At 72.6% G+C, this 19,787-nt stretch carries 17 protein-coding genes; 12 read left to right on the forward strand and 5 right to left on the reverse strand.

Annotated features, from left to right (window positions below):
- Positions 1-33: 33 nt before the first annotated feature.
- Genes ACWH95_RS09250 through wecB form a run of 8 tightly spaced genes read left to right on the forward strand, consistent with a single transcriptional unit; the run spans position 34 to position 8,799 of the window.
- The gene (locus ACWH95_RS09250) at positions 34-1,908 is read left to right on the forward strand and encodes a polysaccharide biosynthesis protein (protein WP_206251697.1); all 1,875 of its coding nucleotides are present in this window, start codon (positions 34-36) and stop codon (positions 1,906-1,908) included.
- Positions 1,905-3,035 carry a DegT/DnrJ/EryC1/StrS family aminotransferase gene (locus tag ACWH95_RS09255; protein ID WP_205814426.1) on the forward strand — a complete coding sequence of 377 codons (1,131 nt, stop codon included), beginning with the start codon at positions 1,905-1,907 and terminating at the stop codon, positions 3,033-3,035. The genes ACWH95_RS09250 and ACWH95_RS09255 overlap by 4 nt, the downstream gene beginning before the upstream one ends.
- On the forward strand, positions 3,032-3,652 hold the full coding sequence (locus ACWH95_RS09260) for a sugar transferase (protein ID WP_378822531.1): 621 nt from the start codon (positions 3,032-3,034) through the stop codon (positions 3,650-3,652). Before ACWH95_RS09255 ends, ACWH95_RS09260 begins: the two co-directional genes overlap by 4 nt.
- Positions 3,645-4,310 carry a NeuD/PglB/VioB family sugar acetyltransferase gene (locus ACWH95_RS09265; protein WP_378803430.1) on the forward strand — a complete coding sequence of 222 codons (666 nt, stop codon included), beginning with the start codon at positions 3,645-3,647 and terminating at the stop codon, positions 4,308-4,310. The genes ACWH95_RS09260 and ACWH95_RS09265 overlap by 8 nt, the downstream gene beginning before the upstream one ends.
- On the forward strand, positions 4,307-5,527 hold the full coding sequence (locus tag ACWH95_RS09270; protein WP_454120560.1) for a glycosyltransferase family 4 protein: 1,221 nt from the start codon (positions 4,307-4,309) through the stop codon (positions 5,525-5,527). The genes ACWH95_RS09265 and ACWH95_RS09270 overlap by 4 nt, the downstream gene beginning before the upstream one ends.
- Positions 5,524-6,576 (forward strand): SDR family NAD(P)-dependent oxidoreductase, encoded by a 1,053-nt coding sequence (locus tag ACWH95_RS09275; protein WP_136028753.1) that lies wholly within the window; start codon positions 5,524-5,526, stop codon positions 6,574-6,576. Before ACWH95_RS09270 ends, ACWH95_RS09275 begins: the two co-directional genes overlap by 4 nt.
- Positions 6,573-7,667: a polysaccharide biosynthesis C-terminal domain-containing protein gene (locus tag ACWH95_RS09280; protein WP_378803433.1), complete on the forward strand. Its 1,095-nt coding sequence runs from the start codon at positions 6,573-6,575 to the stop codon at positions 7,665-7,667. The genes ACWH95_RS09275 and ACWH95_RS09280 overlap by 4 nt, the downstream gene beginning before the upstream one ends.
- A gap of 1 nt (position 7,668) precedes the next feature.
- The gene (gene wecB, locus ACWH95_RS09285; protein WP_454120561.1) at positions 7,669-8,799 is read left to right on the forward strand and encodes a non-hydrolyzing UDP-N-acetylglucosamine 2-epimerase; all 1,131 of its coding nucleotides are present in this window, start codon (positions 7,669-7,671) and stop codon (positions 8,797-8,799) included.
- A gap of 11 nt (positions 8,800-8,810) precedes the next feature.
- On the opposite strand, the gene ACWH95_RS09290 is transcribed toward wecB, so the two are convergent.
- The 4 genes from ACWH95_RS09290 to gmd are packed head-to-tail and all read right to left on the reverse strand — an operon-like array spanning position 8,811 to position 13,350.
- Entirely contained in the window at positions 8,811-10,034 is a 1,224-nt protein-coding gene (locus ACWH95_RS09290; RefSeq protein ID WP_454120562.1) for a hypothetical protein, read from the reverse strand.
- 6 nt (positions 10,035-10,040) lie between these two features.
- Entirely contained in the window at positions 10,041-11,156 is a 1,116-nt protein-coding gene (locus ACWH95_RS09295) for a DegT/DnrJ/EryC1/StrS family aminotransferase (protein ID WP_454120563.1), read from the reverse strand.
- On the reverse strand, positions 11,153-12,337 hold the full coding sequence (locus ACWH95_RS09300; RefSeq protein WP_454120564.1) for a glycosyltransferase: 1,185 nt from the start codon (positions 12,335-12,337) through the stop codon (positions 11,153-11,155). The genes ACWH95_RS09295 and ACWH95_RS09300 overlap by 4 nt, the downstream gene beginning before the upstream one ends.
- A 2-nt stretch (positions 12,338-12,339) precedes the next feature.
- Positions 12,340-13,350, reverse strand: coding sequence for a GDP-mannose 4,6-dehydratase (gene gmd / locus ACWH95_RS09305; protein ID WP_136028747.1), 1,011 nt, complete (start codon positions 13,348-13,350; stop codon positions 12,340-12,342).
- A gap of 174 nt (positions 13,351-13,524) precedes the next feature.
- On the opposite strand from gmd, the gene ACWH95_RS09310 reads away from it, so the two are divergent.
- Both ACWH95_RS09310 and ACWH95_RS09315 read left to right on the forward strand, forming a co-directional pair.
- Positions 13,525-14,853 carry a hypothetical protein gene (locus tag ACWH95_RS09310; RefSeq protein ID WP_206251691.1) on the forward strand — a complete coding sequence of 443 codons (1,329 nt, stop codon included), beginning with the start codon at positions 13,525-13,527 and terminating at the stop codon, positions 14,851-14,853.
- The gene (locus tag ACWH95_RS09315) at positions 14,850-16,001 is read left to right on the forward strand and encodes a glycosyltransferase family 4 protein (protein WP_454120565.1); all 1,152 of its coding nucleotides are present in this window, start codon (positions 14,850-14,852) and stop codon (positions 15,999-16,001) included. The genes ACWH95_RS09310 and ACWH95_RS09315 overlap by 4 nt, the downstream gene beginning before the upstream one ends.
- Positions 16,002-16,023: 22 nt before the next feature.
- On the opposite strand, the gene ACWH95_RS09320 is transcribed toward ACWH95_RS09315, so the two are convergent.
- Positions 16,024-17,304, reverse strand: coding sequence for a nucleotide sugar dehydrogenase (locus ACWH95_RS09320; RefSeq protein ID WP_136028744.1), 1,281 nt, complete (start codon positions 17,302-17,304; stop codon positions 16,024-16,026).
- A gap of 152 nt (positions 17,305-17,456) precedes the next feature.
- On the opposite strand from ACWH95_RS09320, the gene ACWH95_RS09325 reads away from it, so the two are divergent.
- Both ACWH95_RS09325 and ACWH95_RS09330 read left to right on the forward strand, forming a co-directional pair.
- Entirely contained in the window at positions 17,457-18,749 is a 1,293-nt protein-coding gene (locus ACWH95_RS09325; RefSeq protein WP_454120566.1) for a PqqD family protein, read from the forward strand.
- A 49-nt stretch (positions 18,750-18,798) separates the two neighbouring features.
- Positions 18,799-19,728 carry a nucleotidyltransferase family protein gene (locus ACWH95_RS09330; RefSeq protein WP_168442767.1) on the forward strand — a complete coding sequence of 310 codons (930 nt, stop codon included), beginning with the start codon at positions 18,799-18,801 and terminating at the stop codon, positions 19,726-19,728.
- The last annotated feature ends 59 nt before the right edge of the window (positions 19,729-19,787 follow it).

Raw genomic sequence — 19,787 nt, forward strand, 5'->3', positions numbered from 1 at the left:
GAGTGAAGAAAGTCCGGAGGGGGCGACACACTCGTGAGCAAGAAGGACGCGGCGGGCGACGTGTCCACCGGCGAGATCGCGATCCTGTCGGAGGGCTCGGTCACGCAGCGCCGACGACGCCGGTTCGCCGCGATCGTCGACGGTCTGGCGTGGAGCTTCGGCGTCGTCATCGCGATCGCCCTGCGGTTCGAGCTGCAGATGGACGCGGACTCGTGGATCGCCGCCGTCGTGCTGGCGCTCGTGGCCGGAGCCATCCAGATCGTGGTCGGGTACGCCACGGCCCTCTACCGCGGACGCTTCACCTACGGATCCTTCGACGAGGTCAGGACGCTCGCGCTGATCGTCGTGATCGAGGCGCTGCTGCTCTCGGTGGTCCTCATCCCGGTCGGCCCCCTGGTCGGCATCCCGCGCGGCACCCTCATGCTCGCGTTCCCGTTCGTCCTGCTGCTGATGTTCGGGGTGCGCTACGCCGCGCGCCTGGTGATCGAGCGCTCCCGAAAGCCGGGCGCCGACGCCGAACCCGCGCTCATCATCGGTGCCGGCTTCATCGGCGACAAGCTGCTCGCCAACATGACCACCGACCCGAACTCGCCGATCCGCCCCGTCGGGCTGCTCGACGACGACCCCGACAAGCGCAATCTGCGGCTGCGGGGCGTCGCGGTCGTCGGCACCACGCGCGAGCTCGCCGACGCGGCGCAGCGCACCGGCGCCAAGCTCGCCGTGATCGCGATCGCCCGCGCCGACAGCACCCTGCTGCGCACGCTCGCCGACCGGGCCGAGGCGGCCGGCCTGCGCGTGGCCGTCACGCCGACGCTGGAGATGATGACCTCCGGCGAGAAGGCGCTCACCGACGTGCGCGACATCAGCATCGAAGACCTCATCGGCCGGCACCCCGTCGACACCAACGTGGAGCTGATCGCCGGATACATCACCGGACGGCGCGTGCTGGTGACCGGGGCGGGCGGTTCGATCGGCTCCGAGCTGTGCCGCCAGATCGCCAAGTACGGCCCGCGCGAGCTGATCATGGTCGACCGCGACGAGACCGGACTGCAGGTCGCGCAGCTCGGCACCGCGGGGCACGGCCTGCTCGACACGAACGACGTGGTGCTGGCCGACATCCGCGACACCGACACGCTCGACCGCATCTTCCTGGAGCGGGAGCCGGAGGTGGTGTTCCACGCCGCGGCGCTCAAGCACCTGCCGATGCTGGAGCAGTACCCCGACGAGGCGTGGAAGACCAACGTCCTCGGCACGCTGAACGTGATCAACGCGTCTCGCCGGGTCGGCGTCTCGACGTTCATCAACATCTCCACCGACAAGGCCGCCAACCCCACGAGCGTGCTCGGGCACTCCAAGCGCGTGGCCGAGAAGCTCACGGCGTGGGCGGGGGAGGACACCGGCATGCGGTACCTCTCCGTGCGGTTCGGGAACGTGATCGGCAGCCGCGGATCGATGCTGCCCACGTTCCAGCGCCTGATCGCCGAGGGGCGGCCGATCACGGTCACGCACCCGCAGGCCACGCGGTACTTCATGACGATCCCCGAGGCGTGCCAGCTGGTCGTGCAGGCGGGCGGCATCGGCCGGGCGGGCGAGGTGCTGATCCTCGACATGGGGGAGCCGGTGTCGATCCTCGAGGTCGCCAAGCGCATGATCGCGATGTCGGGCAAGAACATCGAGATCGTGTTCACGGGGCTGCGTCCCGGCGAGAAGCTGCACGAGGAGCTGGTGGGTTCGCGCGAGAACCTCGAGCGCCCCTTCCACCCCAAGGTGTCGCACACGCGCGTCGACACCATCACGCCCGAGCGGCTCGACAAGGAAGGGTGGATGCGGCGGATGTTCTCGAGCCCCCGCGTCAACGACACCGTGACGATCGAGCCCGTACGCATCGGAAAGGCACCCCAGGAGTGAGTGAGCGGATCTACATGTCGTCGCCGGACGTCGGCGAGGCGGAGGAGCAGGCCGTCGTCGCGGCCATGCGTTCCGGGTGGATCGCTCCGCTCGGCCCCGACGTCGACGCGTTCGAACGGGAGCTCGCCGACCGCGTCGGGGTGGCGCACGGCGTCGCGCTCAGCTCCGGCACGGCCGCCCTGCACCTCGGGCTGCTGGCGATGGGCGTGCAACCCGGCGATGTCGTGCTCACGTCGTCGATGACGTTCGCCGCGACCGCCAACGCGATCGTCTACACGGGTGCGGAGCCCTACTTCATCGACGCGGATCCGCGCACGGGCAACATGGACGCGGCGCTGCTGCGCGAGGCCCTCGCCGAGCTCCGCGCCGCCGGGGAGCGGGTCGCGGCGATCGTGCCGGTCGACCTGCTGGGCAAGGCCGTGGACTACACCGCGATCCTGGCGGCCGCGGAGGAGTACGGCGTGCCCGTGCTGTCCGACGCCGCCGAGTCGCTGGGCGCGAGCCACGCGGGTCGCGCGACCGGCAGCTTCGGCCGCGCCTCGGTCGTGTCGTTCAACGGCAACAAGATCATGACCACCTCGGGCGGCGGGATGCTGCTGACCGACGACGGCGAGCTCGCCCAGCACGTGCGCTACCTCGCGACGCAGGCCCGGCAGCCGGTGGTGCACTACGAGCACACCGACATCGGCTACAACTACCGCATGAGCAACCTGCTCGCGGCGCTCGGACGCGCCCAGCTCGCCCGGCTCGACGCGATGATCGCGCGCCGCCGGGAGATGCGGGAGCTGTACAAGGAGCTGTTCGCCGACGTCGACGGCGTCGAGGTGTTCGGTGCCGATGGTGACGAGCACGACAACGTGTGGCTCACGTCGATCCTGGTCGACCCCGACGTCACGGGCTGGGAGCCGTCCGAGCTGGCCGCCGCCCTGACCGCCGACAGCATCGAGAGCCGTCCGCTGTGGAAGCCGATGCACGCGCAGCCCGTGTTCGCCGACGCCAGGCGCAAGAGCAGCGGCGCGTCGGAGCGGCTGTTCGCCCGCGGTCTCACGCTGCCCAGCGGCTCGGCGCTCACCGACGCCCAGCGCGAGCGCGTGGTCACGGCCATCCGCGGCTTCCTGGACCGATGAGCGCGCGGTTCCGCCCGTACGACGCGGTCAAGCGCGCGCTCGACGTCGTGGTCTCCGCGGTCGCCCTGGTGCTGCTGTCGCCGGTGATCGTGGCGACGGCCGTGCTCGTGGCGGTGCGACTCGGGCGGCCCGTGGTGTTCGCGCAGCCGCGACCGGGGCGCGACGGCCGCCTCTTCACGCTCTACAAGTTCCGCTCGATGCGCCCGGTCGACCCGGCGCGCGGGTGGGTGACCGACGCCGAGCGCCTCACGCCGTTCGGGGCCCGGCTGCGCTCGACGAGCCTGGACGAGCTGCCCAGCCTGTGGAACGTGCTGCGCGGGGACATGAGCATCGTCGGCCCGCGGCCGCTGCTGGTCGAGTACCTCGACCGGTACACGCCGGAGCAGGCACGGCGGCACGACGTGCGCCCCGGCATCACCGGGCTCGCGCAGGTGACGGGACGCAACGCGGTCACGTGGGAGAGCCGGTTCGCGCAGGATGTGCGGTACGTCGACCGGCGCAGTGTCGGGCTCGACCTGCGGATCGTCGTCGCGACGGTCGGCTCTGTCGTGCGCCGGGACGGCATCTCGGCCGACGGGCACGTGACCATGAGCAGGTTCGGAGAGACGCATGACTGAGCGGATCGTGGTGCTGGGAGCGGGCGGCTTCGGTCGCGAGACGCTCGACGTGCTGGAGGCGATGATCGCGGCCGGCGCGGACCTCGAGCTGGTCGGCGTGGTCGATGCGGGACCGCGGGCCGTGGAGCTGGAGCGCCTCGCCGCGCGCGGGGTGCGCTTCCTCGGCGGGGAGGACGAGTGGCTGCCCGCTGCGGACGGCGACGAGCGGTTCGTGGTCGCGATCGGCGCGCCGGAGATCCGCCGCCGGGTCGCGGAGCGGCTCCGGGCGTCGGGGCTGCGCGCCGCCACGCTGATCCATCCGAGCGCCGTGATCGGCACGCAGGCGCAGGTCGGGGAGGGCGTGGTGATCACGGCCGGCGTGCAGGTGTCGACCAACGTGACCCTCGGCGACCACGTGCACCTCAACCCCGCGTGCATCATCGGACACGACGCGGTGCTCGCCGAGCACGTGTCGGTCAACCCCGGCGCGATCGTGTCGGGCAACGTCACCGTCGAGACCGGCACGCTGCTCGGCGCCGGTTCCGTGGTGCTGCAGGGGCTCACGGTGGGCGCGGGTGCCACGGTCGGCGCCGCGGCCTGCGTCACCAGGGACGTCGCCGCGGGGACCACGGTCGTCGGGGTCCCGGCGCGCGTGCAGGCGAAGGACACCGACGCGTGAGGGTCCTGATCGTCTCGCAGTACTATCCGCCGGAGGCCGTGCCGCTGCCCGCCGACCTCGCGCACGGCCTCGCCGAGCGCGGGCACCGGGTGAAGGTGCTCACCGGGTTCCCGAACTACCCCACCGGAACCGTGTTCCCCGGGTACCGCCAGCGGTGGCGCACCATCGAGCGCGACGGAGACGTGCAGGTGTGGCGGGTGCCGCTGTACGCGGACCACTCGCAGAGCGCCGTGCGCCGGCTACTCAACTACGCGTCGTTCGCGCTCAGCTCTGCGACCGCGCGACGCCTCTCCCGCGGGGCCGACGTCGTGTACGTGTACGCCACGCAGATGACGGCCGGCTTCGGGCCGTGGCTGTGGCGCGTCACCGGCGGCCGCCCCTACGTGCTGCACGTGCAGGACCTGTGGCCCGACTCGATCGTGGGCTCGTCGATGGTGACGGGCGGCACCAAGGCCAGGGTCGTGTCGGGAGCCCTGGGGCCCTGGCTGCGCAGCGCCTACCGCCGGGCGGGTGCCGTGATCGGGATCGCGCCGACCATGGTGAGCACGCTCGTGTCGCGCGGGGCTCCGGCCGAGCGCACGCACCTCGTGTACAACTGGGCCGACGCGGGCGAGCCGGTGACCTCCGCGCTCCCGCCCGCCGACGAGCACCGCGCCGCCGTGGTGTACGCGGGCAACGTGGGCGACATGCAGGACCTCGCGACCGCGGTGCGCGCCGCCCACGCCGCCGCCGACGCCGGGGTCGTGCTGACCATCGTCGGTGACGGCGTTCTCAAGCCCGAGCTGCGGGCGCTCGCGGACGAGCTGGGTGCCGACAACGTGCGCTTCCTCGACCCGGTGCCGCGCGAGCGCATGGCGGAGGTGTACGCGGCCGCCGACTACGCGCTCGTGTCGCTCAAGGACATGCCGGTCTTCCGCGGCACGATCCCGTCCAAGCTGCAGGCCGTGCTGTCGGCCGGCCTCCCGGTCATCACGACCGTGCAGGGCGATGTGCGCGCGCTCGTGGAGGGTGCGGCGGCCGGGCTGACCGCCGAGGCCGAGGACGTAGGCTCGATGGCGGACGCCTTCCGCGCCGCCGCCGCCCTTCCCGCCGAGGAGCGGGCCGCGATGGGCCGCCGCGGCCGCGACCTGTACGACACCAGCTTCTCCCGCGAATCCGGGATATCCACGATCGAACGGCTGCTCACGGCAGCGGCGAAGGGAACGGGCACACGATGAGCGACTCCTACAACGGCGCGCGGGTCCTGGTCACGGGCGGCACCGGCTCGTTCGGGCACACCGTGGCGCGCAAGCTGCTCGAGCGCGACGTCGCCGAGATCCGCATCTTCAGCCGCGACGAGGCCAAGCAGGACCTGATGCGGCACGAGGTGCGCGATTCCCGGCTGCGGTTCTACGTGGGCGACGTGCGCGACTACGACAGCGTGGAGCGGGCGACCCGCGACGTGGACTTCATCTTCCACGCGGCCGCGCTCAAGCAGGTGCCCTCGTGCGAGTTCTTCCCGATGGAGGCCGTGCGCACCAACGTGCACGGCAGCGAGAACGTGGTGCGGGCCGCCGACCGCAACGGCGTCTCCTCGGTCGTGGCGCTCAGCACCGACAAGGCCGTGTACCCGGTGAACGCGATGGGCATGTCGAAGGCGCTGATGGAGAAGGTCGCGCAGTCGCACGGGCTCAACAACCCCAACACCGCCACCACCGTGTCGTGCGTGCGCTACGGCAATGTGATGTACTCGCGCGGCTCCGTGATCCCGCTGTTCATCCGCCAGCTCCAGTCGGGCGGGAACATCACGGTCACGAACCCCGACATGACCCGGTTCATGATGTCGCTCGCGCACTCGGTCGACCTGGTCGAGTTCGCGTTCCGCAACGCGCAGCAGGGCGACCTGTTCGTGCGCAAGGCGAAGGCCACCTCGATCGGGAACCTCGCCCAGGCCGTGCTCAACCTGTTCCGCTCCGACGCGAAGGTCGAGGTGATCGGCACCCGTCATGCGGAGAAGCTGTCGGAGGCGCTCGCCACGCGCGAGGAGCTGTCGCGCGCGCGGGACATGGGCGACTACTTCCGCGTGGTGGCCGACAACCGCGACCTCAACTACAGCGTGTACTTCGAGGAGGGCGACGTCGCCCAGAGCCGCTTCGAGGACTACGACTCGCACACGGTCGAGCAGATGTCGGTGGGCGAGGTCGAGGAGCTGCTGCTGACGCTGCCCGAGGTGCGCGCCGAGCTGCGGGCCGCCGGACTGCCGGAGACCCGCGGGACGCAGGCGTGACCCGGTTCGCGGTCACCGGGGCCGGCGGGTTCCTGGGCTGGCACCTGCGCGGCGCGCTGCTCGAGGCGGGCGTCGAGGTGGCGCCGATCGCCCTCGGTGCGGGCGTCGATGCGGCCGCCGCGATCACGGCGGTCGACGGTGCCGACCGGGTGATCCACATCGCCGGGGTCAACCGGGGCACCGACGAGGAGGTCGGCGACGGCAACCTCGCATTCGCCGAGCAGGTGGCCTCCGCTCTCCGGGCCGCCGCGAACCCGCCACCCGTGGTCGTGTTCGCGAACTCGATCCAGGCGGGCAACGGCTCGGTGTACGGGGAGGCGAAGGCCCGCGCGGCCGGGGTGCTCTCCGCGGCGGCGGCCGAGATCGGCGCGGAGTTCGTCGACGTACGGCTGCCCAACCTCTTCGGCGAGCACGGCCGTCCGTTCTACAACGCCGTCACCGCGACGTTCAGCCACCTGGTCGCCGCGGGGGAGAGCCCGGTGGTCGAGCAGGACAGGGAGCTCACGCTGCTGCACGCGCAGGACGCGGCCGACGTGCTGCGCGGCGCGGTGCCGGTGGCGGGGATGGCCGGGCGCGAGCGCCACGAGACCGTGTCCGGGCTGCTCGCGCGGCTGCAGGGATACGCGGAGCTGTACCGCCGCGGCGAGATCCCGAGCGTCGCGGACGACTTCGACCGCGACCTGTTCAACACGTACCGCTCGTACACGTTCCCGGCGCAGTCGCCGATCGACCTCACGCGGCACGCCGACGCCCGCGGCTCGTTCTTCGAGATCATCCGGTCGCACGGGGGGCCCGGACAGTCGTCGTTCTCCACCACCGTGCCCGGCGTGACCCGCGGCGACCACTTCCACCGCCGCAAGATCGAGCGCTTCACGGTGCTGCAGGGGCGGGCCCGCATCTCGCTGCGCCGCCTGTACTCTGAGGAGGTCGTGTCGTTCGAGGTCTCGGGCGAGGCGCCGGGCGCGGTCGACATGCCGACCCTCTGGGCGCACAACATCACCAACATCGGGGACGACGTGCTCTACACCTCGTTCTGGACGAACGACATCTTCGACCCCGCGAACCCCGACACGATTGCCGAGGCAGTGTGACATGGCCGACAAGCTCAAGGTGATGACCGTGGTCGGCACCCGACCCGAGATCATCCGCCTCTCCGCCACGATCAAGATGCTCGACGAGCACACCGACCAGGTGCTCGTGCACACCGGGCAGAACTACGACTACGAGCTCAACGAGGTGTTCTTCGAAGACCTCGGCCTGCGCCGGCCCGACCACTTCCTGGAGGCGGACACGTCGTCGCTCGGGGCGGCGCTCGGCTCCATCCTCGCGAAGACCGAGGAGGTGCTGCGCACCGAGAAGCCCGACGCGTTCGTGGTGCTGGGAGACACCAACAGCTGCATCTCGGCGGTCATCGCCAAGCGGCTGAAGGTCCCGGTGTTCCACATGGAGGCCGGAAACCGCTCCTTCGACGAGAACGTGCCGGAGGAGACCAACCGCCGTCTGGTCGACCACGTCGCCGACTACAACCTCGTCTACACCGAGCACGCGCGGCGCAACCTGCTCGCGGAGGGGCTGCATCCCTCGCGCATCCTGCTGACCGGCTCGCCCATGCGCGAGGTGCTGGCGCAGAACAGGGAGCAGATCGACGCGAGCGACGCCGTGACCCGTGCGGGCCTGGAGCCGGGGGAGTACTTCCTGGTGAGCCTGCACCGCGAGGAGAACGTCGACAACCCGGAGCGCCTGCGCGCCGCCGTCGACGCGCTGCACGCCCTGAGCGCCGAGTACGGGCTGCCCGTGCTGGTCTCGACCCATCCCCGCACGCGCAAGCGCCTGGAGGCCCTGGGCATCGCCGAGAGCGATGACGTGCGCTTCCACCCGCCGTTCGGCTTCCACGACTACGTCAAGCTGCAGCAGGACGCGAAGCTCGTCCTGTCGGACAGCGGCACGATCAGTGAGGAGTCGAGCCTGCTCGGCTTCCCCGCCGTCACGCTGCGCGACTTCATCGAGCGGCCGGAGGCGATCGACACCGGGGCCATCGTCACCGCGGGCATCGAGCCAGAGCGCGTGCTCGCCGCCGTGCGGGTCGTGCTGGACAGGGCGCGCCGCCCGGAGATCCCGGCCGACTACCGGATCGAGGACACGGCGCAGCGTGTGGTGAGCTTCATCCACGGCACGGTGCCCTCGCACCGGCGCCGCCTGGGACTGCTGCCCGCCGACGCCTGAGCCGTGCCGCGCTAGGCGACGGGCGGCGCCTCGGGGCGCGGCCGCCGCGACAGGTGGTAGTAGCTCGCCCACCACACCACGGCGTTGAGCGCGGAGATCGCCGCCATCGACCACGTCGCACCGAGGATGCCCCACACCTGCGCGCACGCGAGCACCACGAACGGCCGGGGGATGCCCACCGCGAGCCGCAGAGCCAGGCTGCGACCCCCGGCGAAGGCCACCCGGTGCCCGGAGTTGGCGACCGCGCCGATCAGGGCGAAGACCGCCTCCAGGCTCAGCGGCAGCAGGGCCAGGCTCGCGAGCTGCCACGTGTCGCCGAGCAGCTGCTCGCCCCACGCGTCCGGCAGGAACTGCAGTGCGACCAGGAACGGCGCGAGCACCGCCACCTGCAGCAGCGCGACCCGCAGCGCCGCGCGGATCTGCCGGCCCTGCACGTCGTCGCGGCGCGACAGGAACGGCAGCAGCAGGGAGCGGACGGTCGTCGCGATCAGGTTCAGCGGGCCGAGCAGCGTGCCCGCACCGCGCACCGCGCCCAGCACCCGTCCGTCGGACACGAGGCCCAGCAGTCCGGTGGTGAACAGCGCGCCGCCCGAGCCGACGGCGTAGTCGAGCGCGAACAGCCCGCTCACCCTGGTGTCGGCGCGGTGCCGCGACCAGCCGGGGAGGACGGGGGTGCGCGCGACCGCCATCAGGACGTAGCCGGCCAGCGCCCCGCTCGCGGCCCACACCACGAACACGACACCGGCGTCGAGATGCCCGGCGATCGACAGCACCGCGACCGCGATCGTCAGCACCGACCACGCGGTCGTGGCCACCATCGCCCGACCCGCGGCCCCGGCGGCGGAGTCGAACGTGCGCAGGAAGTCGAACACGATGAGGCCGTGGAACGCGACCCCCAGCACCACCAGGAACGTGTTCGCCGTCACGAGGCCCCACACCACCACGACCACGGCCCCGGCCAGCGCGACGAGCGAGGCCCGCCGGAAGCTGCGGTCGAACGTGTCGCGGTCGGCCGGACGGGACAGGGCCGAGTCGGTGAGCGCGGACCGGATGAGCCCCGACCCGAACAGGTACGCGACCATCGCGAGCGAGAACGCCGCGAACACCGGGACCGACGACGCCCGGGCGACCGTGATCGACAGGGCCAGGCTCGCCAGACTGACCATGCCGTTGCCGCCGACCGCGAAGATCAGGCGGCGGCTGCCGGGCAGGCCGGGGAGCAGGCGTGCGGCCACGGGTGCCTAGCCGTCGGTGCGCAGGGCGGTCAGCGCGTCCTGCAGGGCCGTGCAGACCTCGGCGACGGCCGCATCGTCGAGCCGCGGGAAGGTCGGCAGGCTGATGCCCTCGCGCGAGATCGCCGCCCCGATCGGGGTCTGCGCGCGCTGCGCCTCGGGCACGAACGGCATGTCCTGCACGAGCGGGAAGACCGGTCGCGACTCGATGCCGCGGTCCGCGAGCGCCGCGATCACCGCGTCGCGCTCGGCCGCGGAGCGTCCCACCAGGCGCACGGAGTAGATCCACGGCGTCGGCGAGGCCCCGGGTGCGGTGTCCTGCGCGCGCACGCGGTCGTCGCCGCCCAGCAGGCGCTCGTACTCGGCGACCACGCGGCGGCGCTGCGCGATGAGCTCGGGGGCGCGCTCCAGCTGGGCGGTGAGGATGGCCGCGGCGACGTTGGTCATGCGGTAGTTGTAGCCGACCATGTCGTGGAAGTAGCGCCGCGTCGGGTGGTTGCCCTGGTTGCGCAGCTGGAGGATCGCGGCGTGGAAGTCGGCACGGGGCGTGGTGACCGCACCGCCCTCGCCGCTGGTGATGACCTTGTTGCCGAAGAACGAGAACGTGCTGATGTCGGCCAGGGACCCTGCCGCCCTGCCGCCCCACGTCGCCCCGAGCGACTCGGCCGCGTCGGCGATGAGCACGAGGTCGTGCGCATCGGCGATCCGGCGCAGCGCGTCGTAGTCGGCGGTCTGCCCGTACAGGTCGACCGCCAGGATCGCCCTGGTGCGCGGGGTGATCGCGCGCTCCACGGCCTCCGGGTCGATGCACCAGGTGTCGTCGCGCACGTCGACCACGACCGGCGTGGCCCGCACGTAGTAGACGGCGTTGAGCGTGGCCACGTAGGTGAGCCCGGGGATGACGACCTCGTCGCCCTCGCCGATGCCCGCGGCGAGCAGCGCGAGGTGCAGCGCGGTCGTGCCGTTGTTGCACACGGCCGCGTGCGGGGCGCCGGTGAGCTGCGACAGCAGTTCCTCCGCGCGCTCGACGTACGCGCCGCGGGACGAGATCCAGCCGCTGTCGAACGCGTCGAGCAGGTACCGGCGCTCGAGGTCGCCGAGGTCGGGTTCCGAAACGGGGATCATGCGTGGTCGCCTCTCGTCAGGTGCTGCGGCTTGTCGCCGCGCCCGCCCGCCCAGGCGAACACCTGGTCGTACTCCTGCGCCATCTGCCGCCAGGTGCGTGCGCGCAGCTCCGCGCTGAGCGGACGGAGCCGGTCGACGAACGCCGCGTGGTCCGCGGTCGCCTCCCGGATCGCCGCGACCAGCTCGTCCGGGGCGTCGGGATCGAACGTGGGGGCGGGAAGGCCGAGCGTCGCGAGCTGGGCGGTGATCGGGGGGATGCGGCTCGCCACGAACGGCAGCCCGCGCACGATCGCCTCGAACACCGGGCCGCTCGCCGCCTCCCACCGCGTGGGCATCACGAGCAGGTCGGCGGCGGCGTACTCCGCCTCCAGGCGCTCGGCGTCGACGAAGCCGAGCCACTCGATGCGGTCGGCGACGCCCAGCTCGGTGGCCAGCGCGCGCAGCTGATCGCCCTGCGTGCCGTCCTCCGCGCCCGTGAACACCGCGACGGCGCCCGGGAGCTGCGGGAGCGCGCGCACCAGCACCTCGTGGTTCTTGTGCGGCGTGACGAAGCCGGGCAGTAGCAGCCGCAGGGCGCCGCCGTCCGGCAGGGTGCGATCGGTCCAGGGCCCGCTGTTGAGCACGGGCAGCGGGATGAGGAAGGTCTTGTCCGCCGCGGCCGGGAACCGCTCGATCAGGCTGCCGTACGGGTGCGCCCAGCTGCAGATCACGGCCGCGGCGCCCTCGACGTTGCGCGCGATGATCTCCTGGTCCATGGGCGAGGCCAGCCCCGGCTCGAACACCCGCAGGTCGTGCACCGTCACCACGGTGCGTCCGCCGCCCAGGGGGACGCGGTGGAACGGCTGCCACACCACGCCGTCGCCCAGGGCGCTGGAGGTGGAGCGCGCCCGGACGGCACGCACCCGCCCGATCAGCAGCTGCGCGAGCCTCGACGACCGCGGCACCAGGCGTCGCAGCGCCTGCTGCCACCGGCTGGTCGCGCTCAGCGCCACCGTCACCGGGACGATGGCCGAGGTCAGCGAGGGGAGGCGTTCGGCCCAGGCGTCGGCGGCCTCGGCGTTCACCAGACAGCGGAAGCGGACGTCGGCGGCCTCGAGGCCCTCCGCGACCCCCGCCGCCACCACGCCGACGCCGCCCGAGCTCGGGCTGACCGAGGTGAAGTCGAGGGTGAGGTCGGGCACGCTCAGATGTCCACCCGCACGTGCTTGCCGGCCTTCTCGTCGCGCACCTGCTCGAGATCGCCGTCGACCATGCGCTGCACGAGACCGGCGAACGTCGTGGTCGGCTTCCAGCCCAGCTGCCGCTCCGCCTTGGAGTAGTCGCCGATCAGCGCGTCGACCTCGGAGGGGCGCTCGTACCGCGGGTCGGTGCTGACGTAGTCCTCCCAGTTCAGGTTCACGTGCTCGAACGCCGCCTGCACGAACTCGCGCACCGTGTGGGCCTCACCCGTGGCGACCACGTAGTCGTCCGGCGTGTCCTGCTGCAGCATGAGCCACATGGCCTCGACGTACTCGGGCGCGTAGCCCCAGTCGCGGACCGCGTCGAGGTTGCCGAGCACCAGGCGGTCCTGCACGCCCTCGACGATGCGCGCGACCGCCCTGGTGATCTTGCGCGTGACGAAGGTCTCGCCGCGGCGGGGGCTCTCGTGGTTGAACAGGATGCCGTTCGAGGCGTGCAGTCCGTAGGCCTCGCGGTAGTTCACGGTGGCCCAGTAGCTGAACACCTTCGCCACGCCGTACGGGCTGCGCGGGTGGAACGGGGTCTCCTCGTTCTGGGGCGGCGGGGTCGAGCCGAACATCTCCGACGATGACGCCTGGTAGAAGCGCGAGTCGACGCCGCTCGCGCGGATGGCCTCGAGGAGGCGGATGGTGGAGACGCCGGTCACGTCGGCCGTGTACTCGGGGATCTCGAACGACACCGCCACGTGGCTCTGGGCGCCGAGGTTGTAGATCTCGTCGGGCTGCACGTCGCGGATGAGGTTCGTCAGCGAGCCGGAGTCGGACAGGTCGGCGTAGTGCAGGATCAGGTCGGACGGCCGGTGGCCCTCGGCCCTGGCCACCTCCTCCAGCCGGGAGGTGTTGAAGGAGGACGAGCGGCGCTTGGTGCCGTGGACCTCGTATCCCTTGCTGAGCAGGAGTTCGACGAGGTAGCTGCCGTCCTGTCCGGTCGTACCTGTAACGAGCGCCTTCTTCATCTCTGCCCTTTGTGCGTGCTAGCTGCGATTTGTCTGCCGGCGGTTCCGGATCGTGACTATCCTAGGGCGTCGGGGGATTCGCCCGTTCTGCCCGCCCCGCGGCCGGACGGTCGTCGGCCTCGCCGGATCCCTCACCCCGGATCCGAACCGCACGAAGGGCGAGCTGGCTTCTCGATGGACACACTCTCCGGTGCACGGGAGGCGCACGCACCCTCGTCCGAGGACGACGACGCGACCGCCCCCGCCGGTCGTCCGCCGCGGTTCCAGCGGCTGTTCCGGTCGTTCCCGATCTCGGTCGCCCTGGCCCTGCCGTACGTCGTGCTGATCCTGCCGCAGGCGGTGTGGAACGACAACGAGCACCTCGGATTCATCGTCGGCGTGTTCGCGATCGCGCTCGCCGCCACGCTGTTCGTCGAGCTGCTGATCGCGATCGCCCGGTCGTCGCGGATCGACCGGCAGCGGGAGCGGGGCGAGCTCCGGCCCGACGCCACCCTCGCGCGCCTCAACGAGTACGGCCCGGCCCTCCGCCGGGTGGCCTTCGTGGTGACCGCGGTCGGGGTGGCGGTCGGTGTGCTGTCCGCCGCGGCGGGCGTCGGGTCCATCCAGTCGCAGATCGGGCTCGTGGCCGTGTCCGCGCCGCTCGCGATGGCCTCGGCGCTCGTCGGCGGGTGGCCCACGGTGGGCGTCGCGCTGCTGATCGCGGCCCGGCTCGCGGGGCAGCTGTCGGTGCGCACCTTCTGGATCTGGATCGGCGTCGTCGTGCTCGGGCAGGGGATCGAGGCGTACCTGACGGCGCTGACCGCCTCGCTCATGGCGTTCGCCACGAGCCTGATGATGATGCTGCTGCTGTTCGGCGTGATCCGCATCCGGTACGCCGTGATCGCGCTGCTGGTGGTGCTCGTCGCGTGGCCCCTCGCGTTCGACATCCGCAACGAGCTGCGCCAGTCGACCGGTGTCGCCGTGAGCACCCAGGTCGGCGCGTTCGACCGCCTGCGGTTCGACGAGCAGATCGCCCGTGCCACCGAGGTGACCGAGGTGCCGCTCGACCTCGGCCAGCCGGGACCCATCGAGATGCTGCGCTACGGCCTGGTGCCGCGCGTGCTCGACCCCGAGCGGCCGCCGATCTCGACCGGCATCAAGATCAACATGTACCTTGGCGGAAGCGCCACCTCCACCTACACCTTCCTCCCCGTCACGACCACCTACGTGCTGGGCGGCCCGGTGTACCTGCTGCTCTGGTACGCGTTCTGGGCGCTGATCGGTGCCGTGATCCTCCGCGGCGGACGCGACCTCAGCGTGCTGCGCATCGTGCTGATGGGGCTGGTCTTCAGCGGTCCGCTCGGGTGGTTCTCGACCTTCCCCGACCGCACGATCGGCGTGCTGCAGTTCTTCGTGTCCTTCCTGCCGGTGATGCTGTTCCTGCTGCTGGAGAAGACGGCGGTCAAGCGCCGCGCGGCCCGGCGCGAGGCGAAGGCGGCCGCGTCCGGCGAGGAACCGTCGTGACCGCGGCCCGGCGGGTCGCCGTGCTCGCCCCGTACTACCCCCCGGCCTTCCGCGGCGGGGGACCCGTGCGGTCGATCGCCGCCCTGGTCGACAGCGCCCCCGACTCGTTCGCCCCGCTCGTGCTCACCGCCGACCGCGACCTCGGCGAGACCGTCCCGCTGCCGGTGCCCGCCGACCGGTGGACCCGCCGTGACGGCGCCGAGGTGTACTACGCCGCGCTCGGCTCGGTGGGCGGCTTCGTGCGCGGTCTCCGCGCCGTGCGCCGTCGCCGGCCGGAGCTGATCCACCTCAACAGCGTCATGAACCCCCGCCTGTCGATCGCGCCGCTCGTGCTGTGGCGGCTCGGGTTCTGGGGGCGTGCGCGGGTGCTGCTGGCCCCGCGCGGCGAGTTCGGCGACGGCGCGCTCTCCCGGCGCGGCCTCAAGAAGCGCGCCTACCTCGGGCTGTTCCGGCTGCTGGGCCTGCCGCGGCGTGTGGTGTGGCACTCCACGGCGCCGCACGAGACCGCCGACATCCGCCGCCTCTGGGGCGACCGGGTCGTGATCGTCGAGCGGGAGAACGACACCCTGCTGCCCGCGACCGCCACTGCACCGCGGCCGGTCGAGGGTCCGCTGCGCGCGGTGTTCCTCGGTCGCATCGTGGAGCACAAGGGGCTGCACCTCGCCCTGGAGGCCCTGGCGTCGGTGACGGCTCCCGTGCACCTCGGCGTGTACGGCTCTCGGGAGGACGCCGCCTACTTCCGTCGCTGCGAGGAGCTCGTGCGCGGCCTCCCCGACCACGTCACGGTGACGTTCCACGGCCCGGTGTCGCCCGACGACGTCGTTCCCACGCTCGCGTCGCACGAGCTGCTGGTCATGCCGACGGCCGGCGAGAACTTCGGCCACGTGATCGCGGAGGCCCTGTCGGCGTCGTGCGCGGTCGCCGTCACCCCGCACACGCCGTGGACCGACGTGCTCTCGGAGGGCGGTGGCGTGGTGGTCGAGCGGGCGGTGGCGCCGTGGACGCAGGCCCTACAGGCGCAGGCGGCGGCGACCCCGCAGGAGCGGCTGGCCTCCCGCCGGGCGGCCGGGGAGACCTACGAGCGGTGGCGCGCACGACCGCGACCGCCGCACGTGTGGACGTCGGCGCTCGCCGCCGAGCTGCCCTGACCTCCGGCCGGCGCCGCGACGGTCAGAGGCGGTGCACGCTCGGGTTGCCGAGACGGTTGCGGGTGTCGAACACCGTCACGTCGCCCGCCTCCGCCTGGCGCTCGAGCAGCTCGAAGTCGAAGCGGTCGTGGTCGGTCACGAGGATCACCAGGTCGGCCTCGGCCACGGTCTCCGCGGTGAGCTCGCGGCGCTCGGCCGTCCGCGGCCACTGCGCCTCCACCACGTGCGGGTCGGCGGCCAGGACGGTCGCGCCGAAGTCGGCCAGCAGCTGGATGATCCGCAGCGCGGGGGACTCGCGGCTGTCGCCCGAGTTCTTCTTGTACGCCACCCCGGCGAGCAGCACCGTCGAGCCGTTCAGCGCCTTGCGGTCGGCGTTGAGCAGCTCGATCACGCGCTGCACCACATACGCCGGCATGTTCTCGTTCACGTCGTTCGCGAGCTCGACGAACCGGAAGCTCTTGCCGAGCGTGCGCCGCACCTGCCAGGACAGGTAGCTGGGGTCGACCGGCAGGCAGTGCCCGCCGACGCCCGGGCCCGGGGTGAACTTCATGAAGCCGAACGGCTTGGTCGCGGCGGCGTCGATCGACTCCCACACGTTCACGTCGAGCTCGTCGGCGAACACCGCGAGCTCGTTGACGAGGGCGATGTTCACGTGGCGGAACGTGTTCTCCAGCAGCTTGGTGAGCTCGGCCTCCTTCGGCGTGGACACCGGGACCGTGCGCTCCACGAGCGAGGAGTAGAACGCGTCGACGTGCGCGAGAGAATCGGCGTCGATGCCCGAGACGACCTTGGGCGTGTTCACGAAGTTCCATCGCGGGTTGCCCGGGTCGATGCGCTCCGGGCTGTAGCCCACGAAGAAGTCGGTGCCGGCGGTGAGCCCGGAGCCCTTCTCCAGCAGCGGCACCATGAGCTCTTCCGTGGTGCCGGGGTACGTGGTGGACTCGAGCACCACGGTCGCGCCGGGGGTGACGAACGGGGCGAGCGACGCCGCGGCCGACTCGATGAACGACAGGTCGGGCAGCGTCTCCTTGAGCGGCGTCGGCACGGTGATGACCGCGACCCCGAAGTCGCGCGCGGTGTCGTAGTCGGCGCTGGCGCGGTAGCGGCCGGAGTCGAGCGCGGCGCGCACGGTCGCGTCGGAGATGTCCTCCACGAACGACCGGCCGTCGCCGAGCGCGTCGATGCGCACCCGGTCGAGGTCGAGCCCCACCACCGTGTAGCCGACCTCCACGGCGCGCATCGCGAGCGGAAGCCCGACGTACCCCTGTCCGATGACGACGACGGGGCGGGAACGGTCGAGCATGGAGACTCCATTCGGACGGGGCGACGCGAGCACGCCGAGACGAACATAGTCTGTCATGCGGCATTCCGGCCGGTCGCGGACGGTCGCGGACGGTCGGGGACACGGCGTCGCGCGCGTCGCCGGGGCGCGGCTCCTGCGGTTGAATGAACCCGATGGACAGTGCGGGGGAAGGTTCGGCGTCGCCGCGGCGTCGCGTGCTCGACGTCGCCGGTGCGTTCATCGCGGTCGAGGTCGATCGCGGCGACGAGGACCGCGCGGCGTCGCTCCTGCGCGGCTGGGCCGACGCGGTCGCCCCGGAGGGCGCGGCGGTCGATCGCACGCTGTTCCTCGCCGAGCTCACCGGAGCCGATGCCGCCGATCTGCGCGCCGCCGTGTTCACTGCGGCACGGCGGGTGCTCGCCGACCGCGACGTCTGGGCCCCCGAGGCGACGCTGCTGGTCGATGACACCGACGGCGGCGACCGCGCCGTGCTGGTCCTCGGCGGTGCCGCGGCGGCGTTCCCGCCCGGAGCGCACCACGGCGGTTTCGTGAGCCGGGGCCGCACGCTCGTGGCGGTCGATCCGCTCGGCACCCTCCGCCCGTGTGCGGCACCCGTCCCGACGGCCGACGGGCCCGTCGCGCCCTCCGCGGTCGATGCGCGGACGGAGGCCCCGGCCCGGCTGCGCCTCGCGGGCGTGCTGCTGCCTTCCACCCTGGCCGACGACGCGGTGCCGCCGGAGGATGCGACGCCGGTCGCGCTCGAACGGGTGCTCCCGGCCCTCGCCGCCGCGGCCCCGCCGTTCCCCGGTGCCCGCGACCCGCTGCGCTCGCTCGCCCGGCTGGTCGCGCACACGGGGGTCGCCGAGCTGCGTTCACCGCACGACGACGACGCGCACGCCGCCCTCGCCGCACTGGCGCACGGTCCCCGCGGCCTCGGACATCGGGCCCTCCCGGTGGCCGAGCCGCTGACCGCCGCGTCCGGAGAGGCCCGGCTCCACCGCGCGGGCGTGACCGATGCGCTCGTGACCGAGGGCGGGCGCGTGGTCGCCCTCACCGCGCACGACGGCGGCACGGTCGTGGTGCTCGACGCCGCGGAGTCCGCCGTCTGGACCGGCGACGCGGACGCCGTCGCGAGCGCCGAGGTTCCGGCGGCTGTGGCCCGGCTCCTCGACCGCGGACTGCTGTCGGCCGACCCCGGCTGGCGGATCGCGGACCACGCGACCTGGGCCGACCACGGCGCCTCGACCGTGGCGCTCGACCTGTCGACACCGGCCGCTGCGCCCCTCGCCCTGCGCGACTCCGCCCAGTCGGTGTGGCACGTGCTGGTGCAGCGGCGTGCGGTCCAGCGGACGCGACTGCTGGACGAGCTCGCGGCACAGTACGGGGTGGAGCCCGCGGTGGTCGCGGACGACGTGGATGCGCTGCTGGCATCGCTCGAGCGGGCACGACTGGTCGTGCGACCGTGAGGCGCGCCGCAGAGACGGCCGCGGGGTGCCGCGAGCGGAGGGGAGCGCGATGACGGGGGAGCAGCACGCACCGCCCGCCGCGGCGGCGTCGAGCGCGCTGCCGATCGACGCCGCCGGTCGCCTGGCGCACGCCCTGGTCGCCTACACGGCCGCCGAGGCCGGCGTGCGGGCGCTGTCGCTCAAGGGGCCGTTCGCGGCCGAGTACGGGCTGCGCGACCGCCGCCCCTCCGCCGACGCCGATGTGCTCGTCGACCCCGCGGCGCTGCCCGCGCTGCGCGAGCGTCTGGAGCAGCGCGGCTGGCACACCCGCGCCGGCCGCATGCCGCCCACGTTCATCGACCTGCATTCCGTGACGCTGATCCACGACGACTGGCCGTGCGACATCGACCTGCACCGCTTCTTCCCCGGCTTCCTCGCCGCGCCCGAGGTCGTGTTCGAGCTGCTGTGGCAGGGCAGGGAGGTGCACCGCGCGGGCGGCGCCGCCGTGCTCACCCCGTCCCGCGCCGGCATGGCCGCCGTCGTGGCGCTGCACGCCGCCCGCGACCCGCACGTGTCCAAGAACCGCCGTGACGCGGAGTCGGTGCGCACGGCCGTCGCGACGCGCTTCACGGCCGCGGAGGTGCGCGAGTTCTGCGACATCGTGCGCGGCGGTCGCGCGCAGTGGGTGCTGCGCGAGCTGATCGCGGAGGCGGGGCTGCCGCTCACCGCCGACGACGCCACCGCGGACGAGAAGGCGCTGTGGCTCCGGAACCAGCAGCCGGCGCCGGCGAAGGCCGCGTCGCTGTGGATCAGGGAGATCGCCGACGCCCCGCTGCGCGACAAGGTCAGGGTTCTGCTGCACGCGCTGTGGGTGCCCCGCGACGACATCCCCCGCAACGACCCGCACCGTCGGCCGAGCCGCCGCGAGGCCCTGGCCTTCCAGCGCCGGCGATGGGCCAGGGGCTTCCGGTCGCTGCGCGGGTACCTGCGCCGCCGCTGAGCCGCACGCCCGCGGGCGGCCACCGGCGTTCTCCCGGGGAACTGCGCTTGAATAGGACG

It is taken from the genome of Microbacterium sp. NPDC055502, assembly GCF_053643635.1.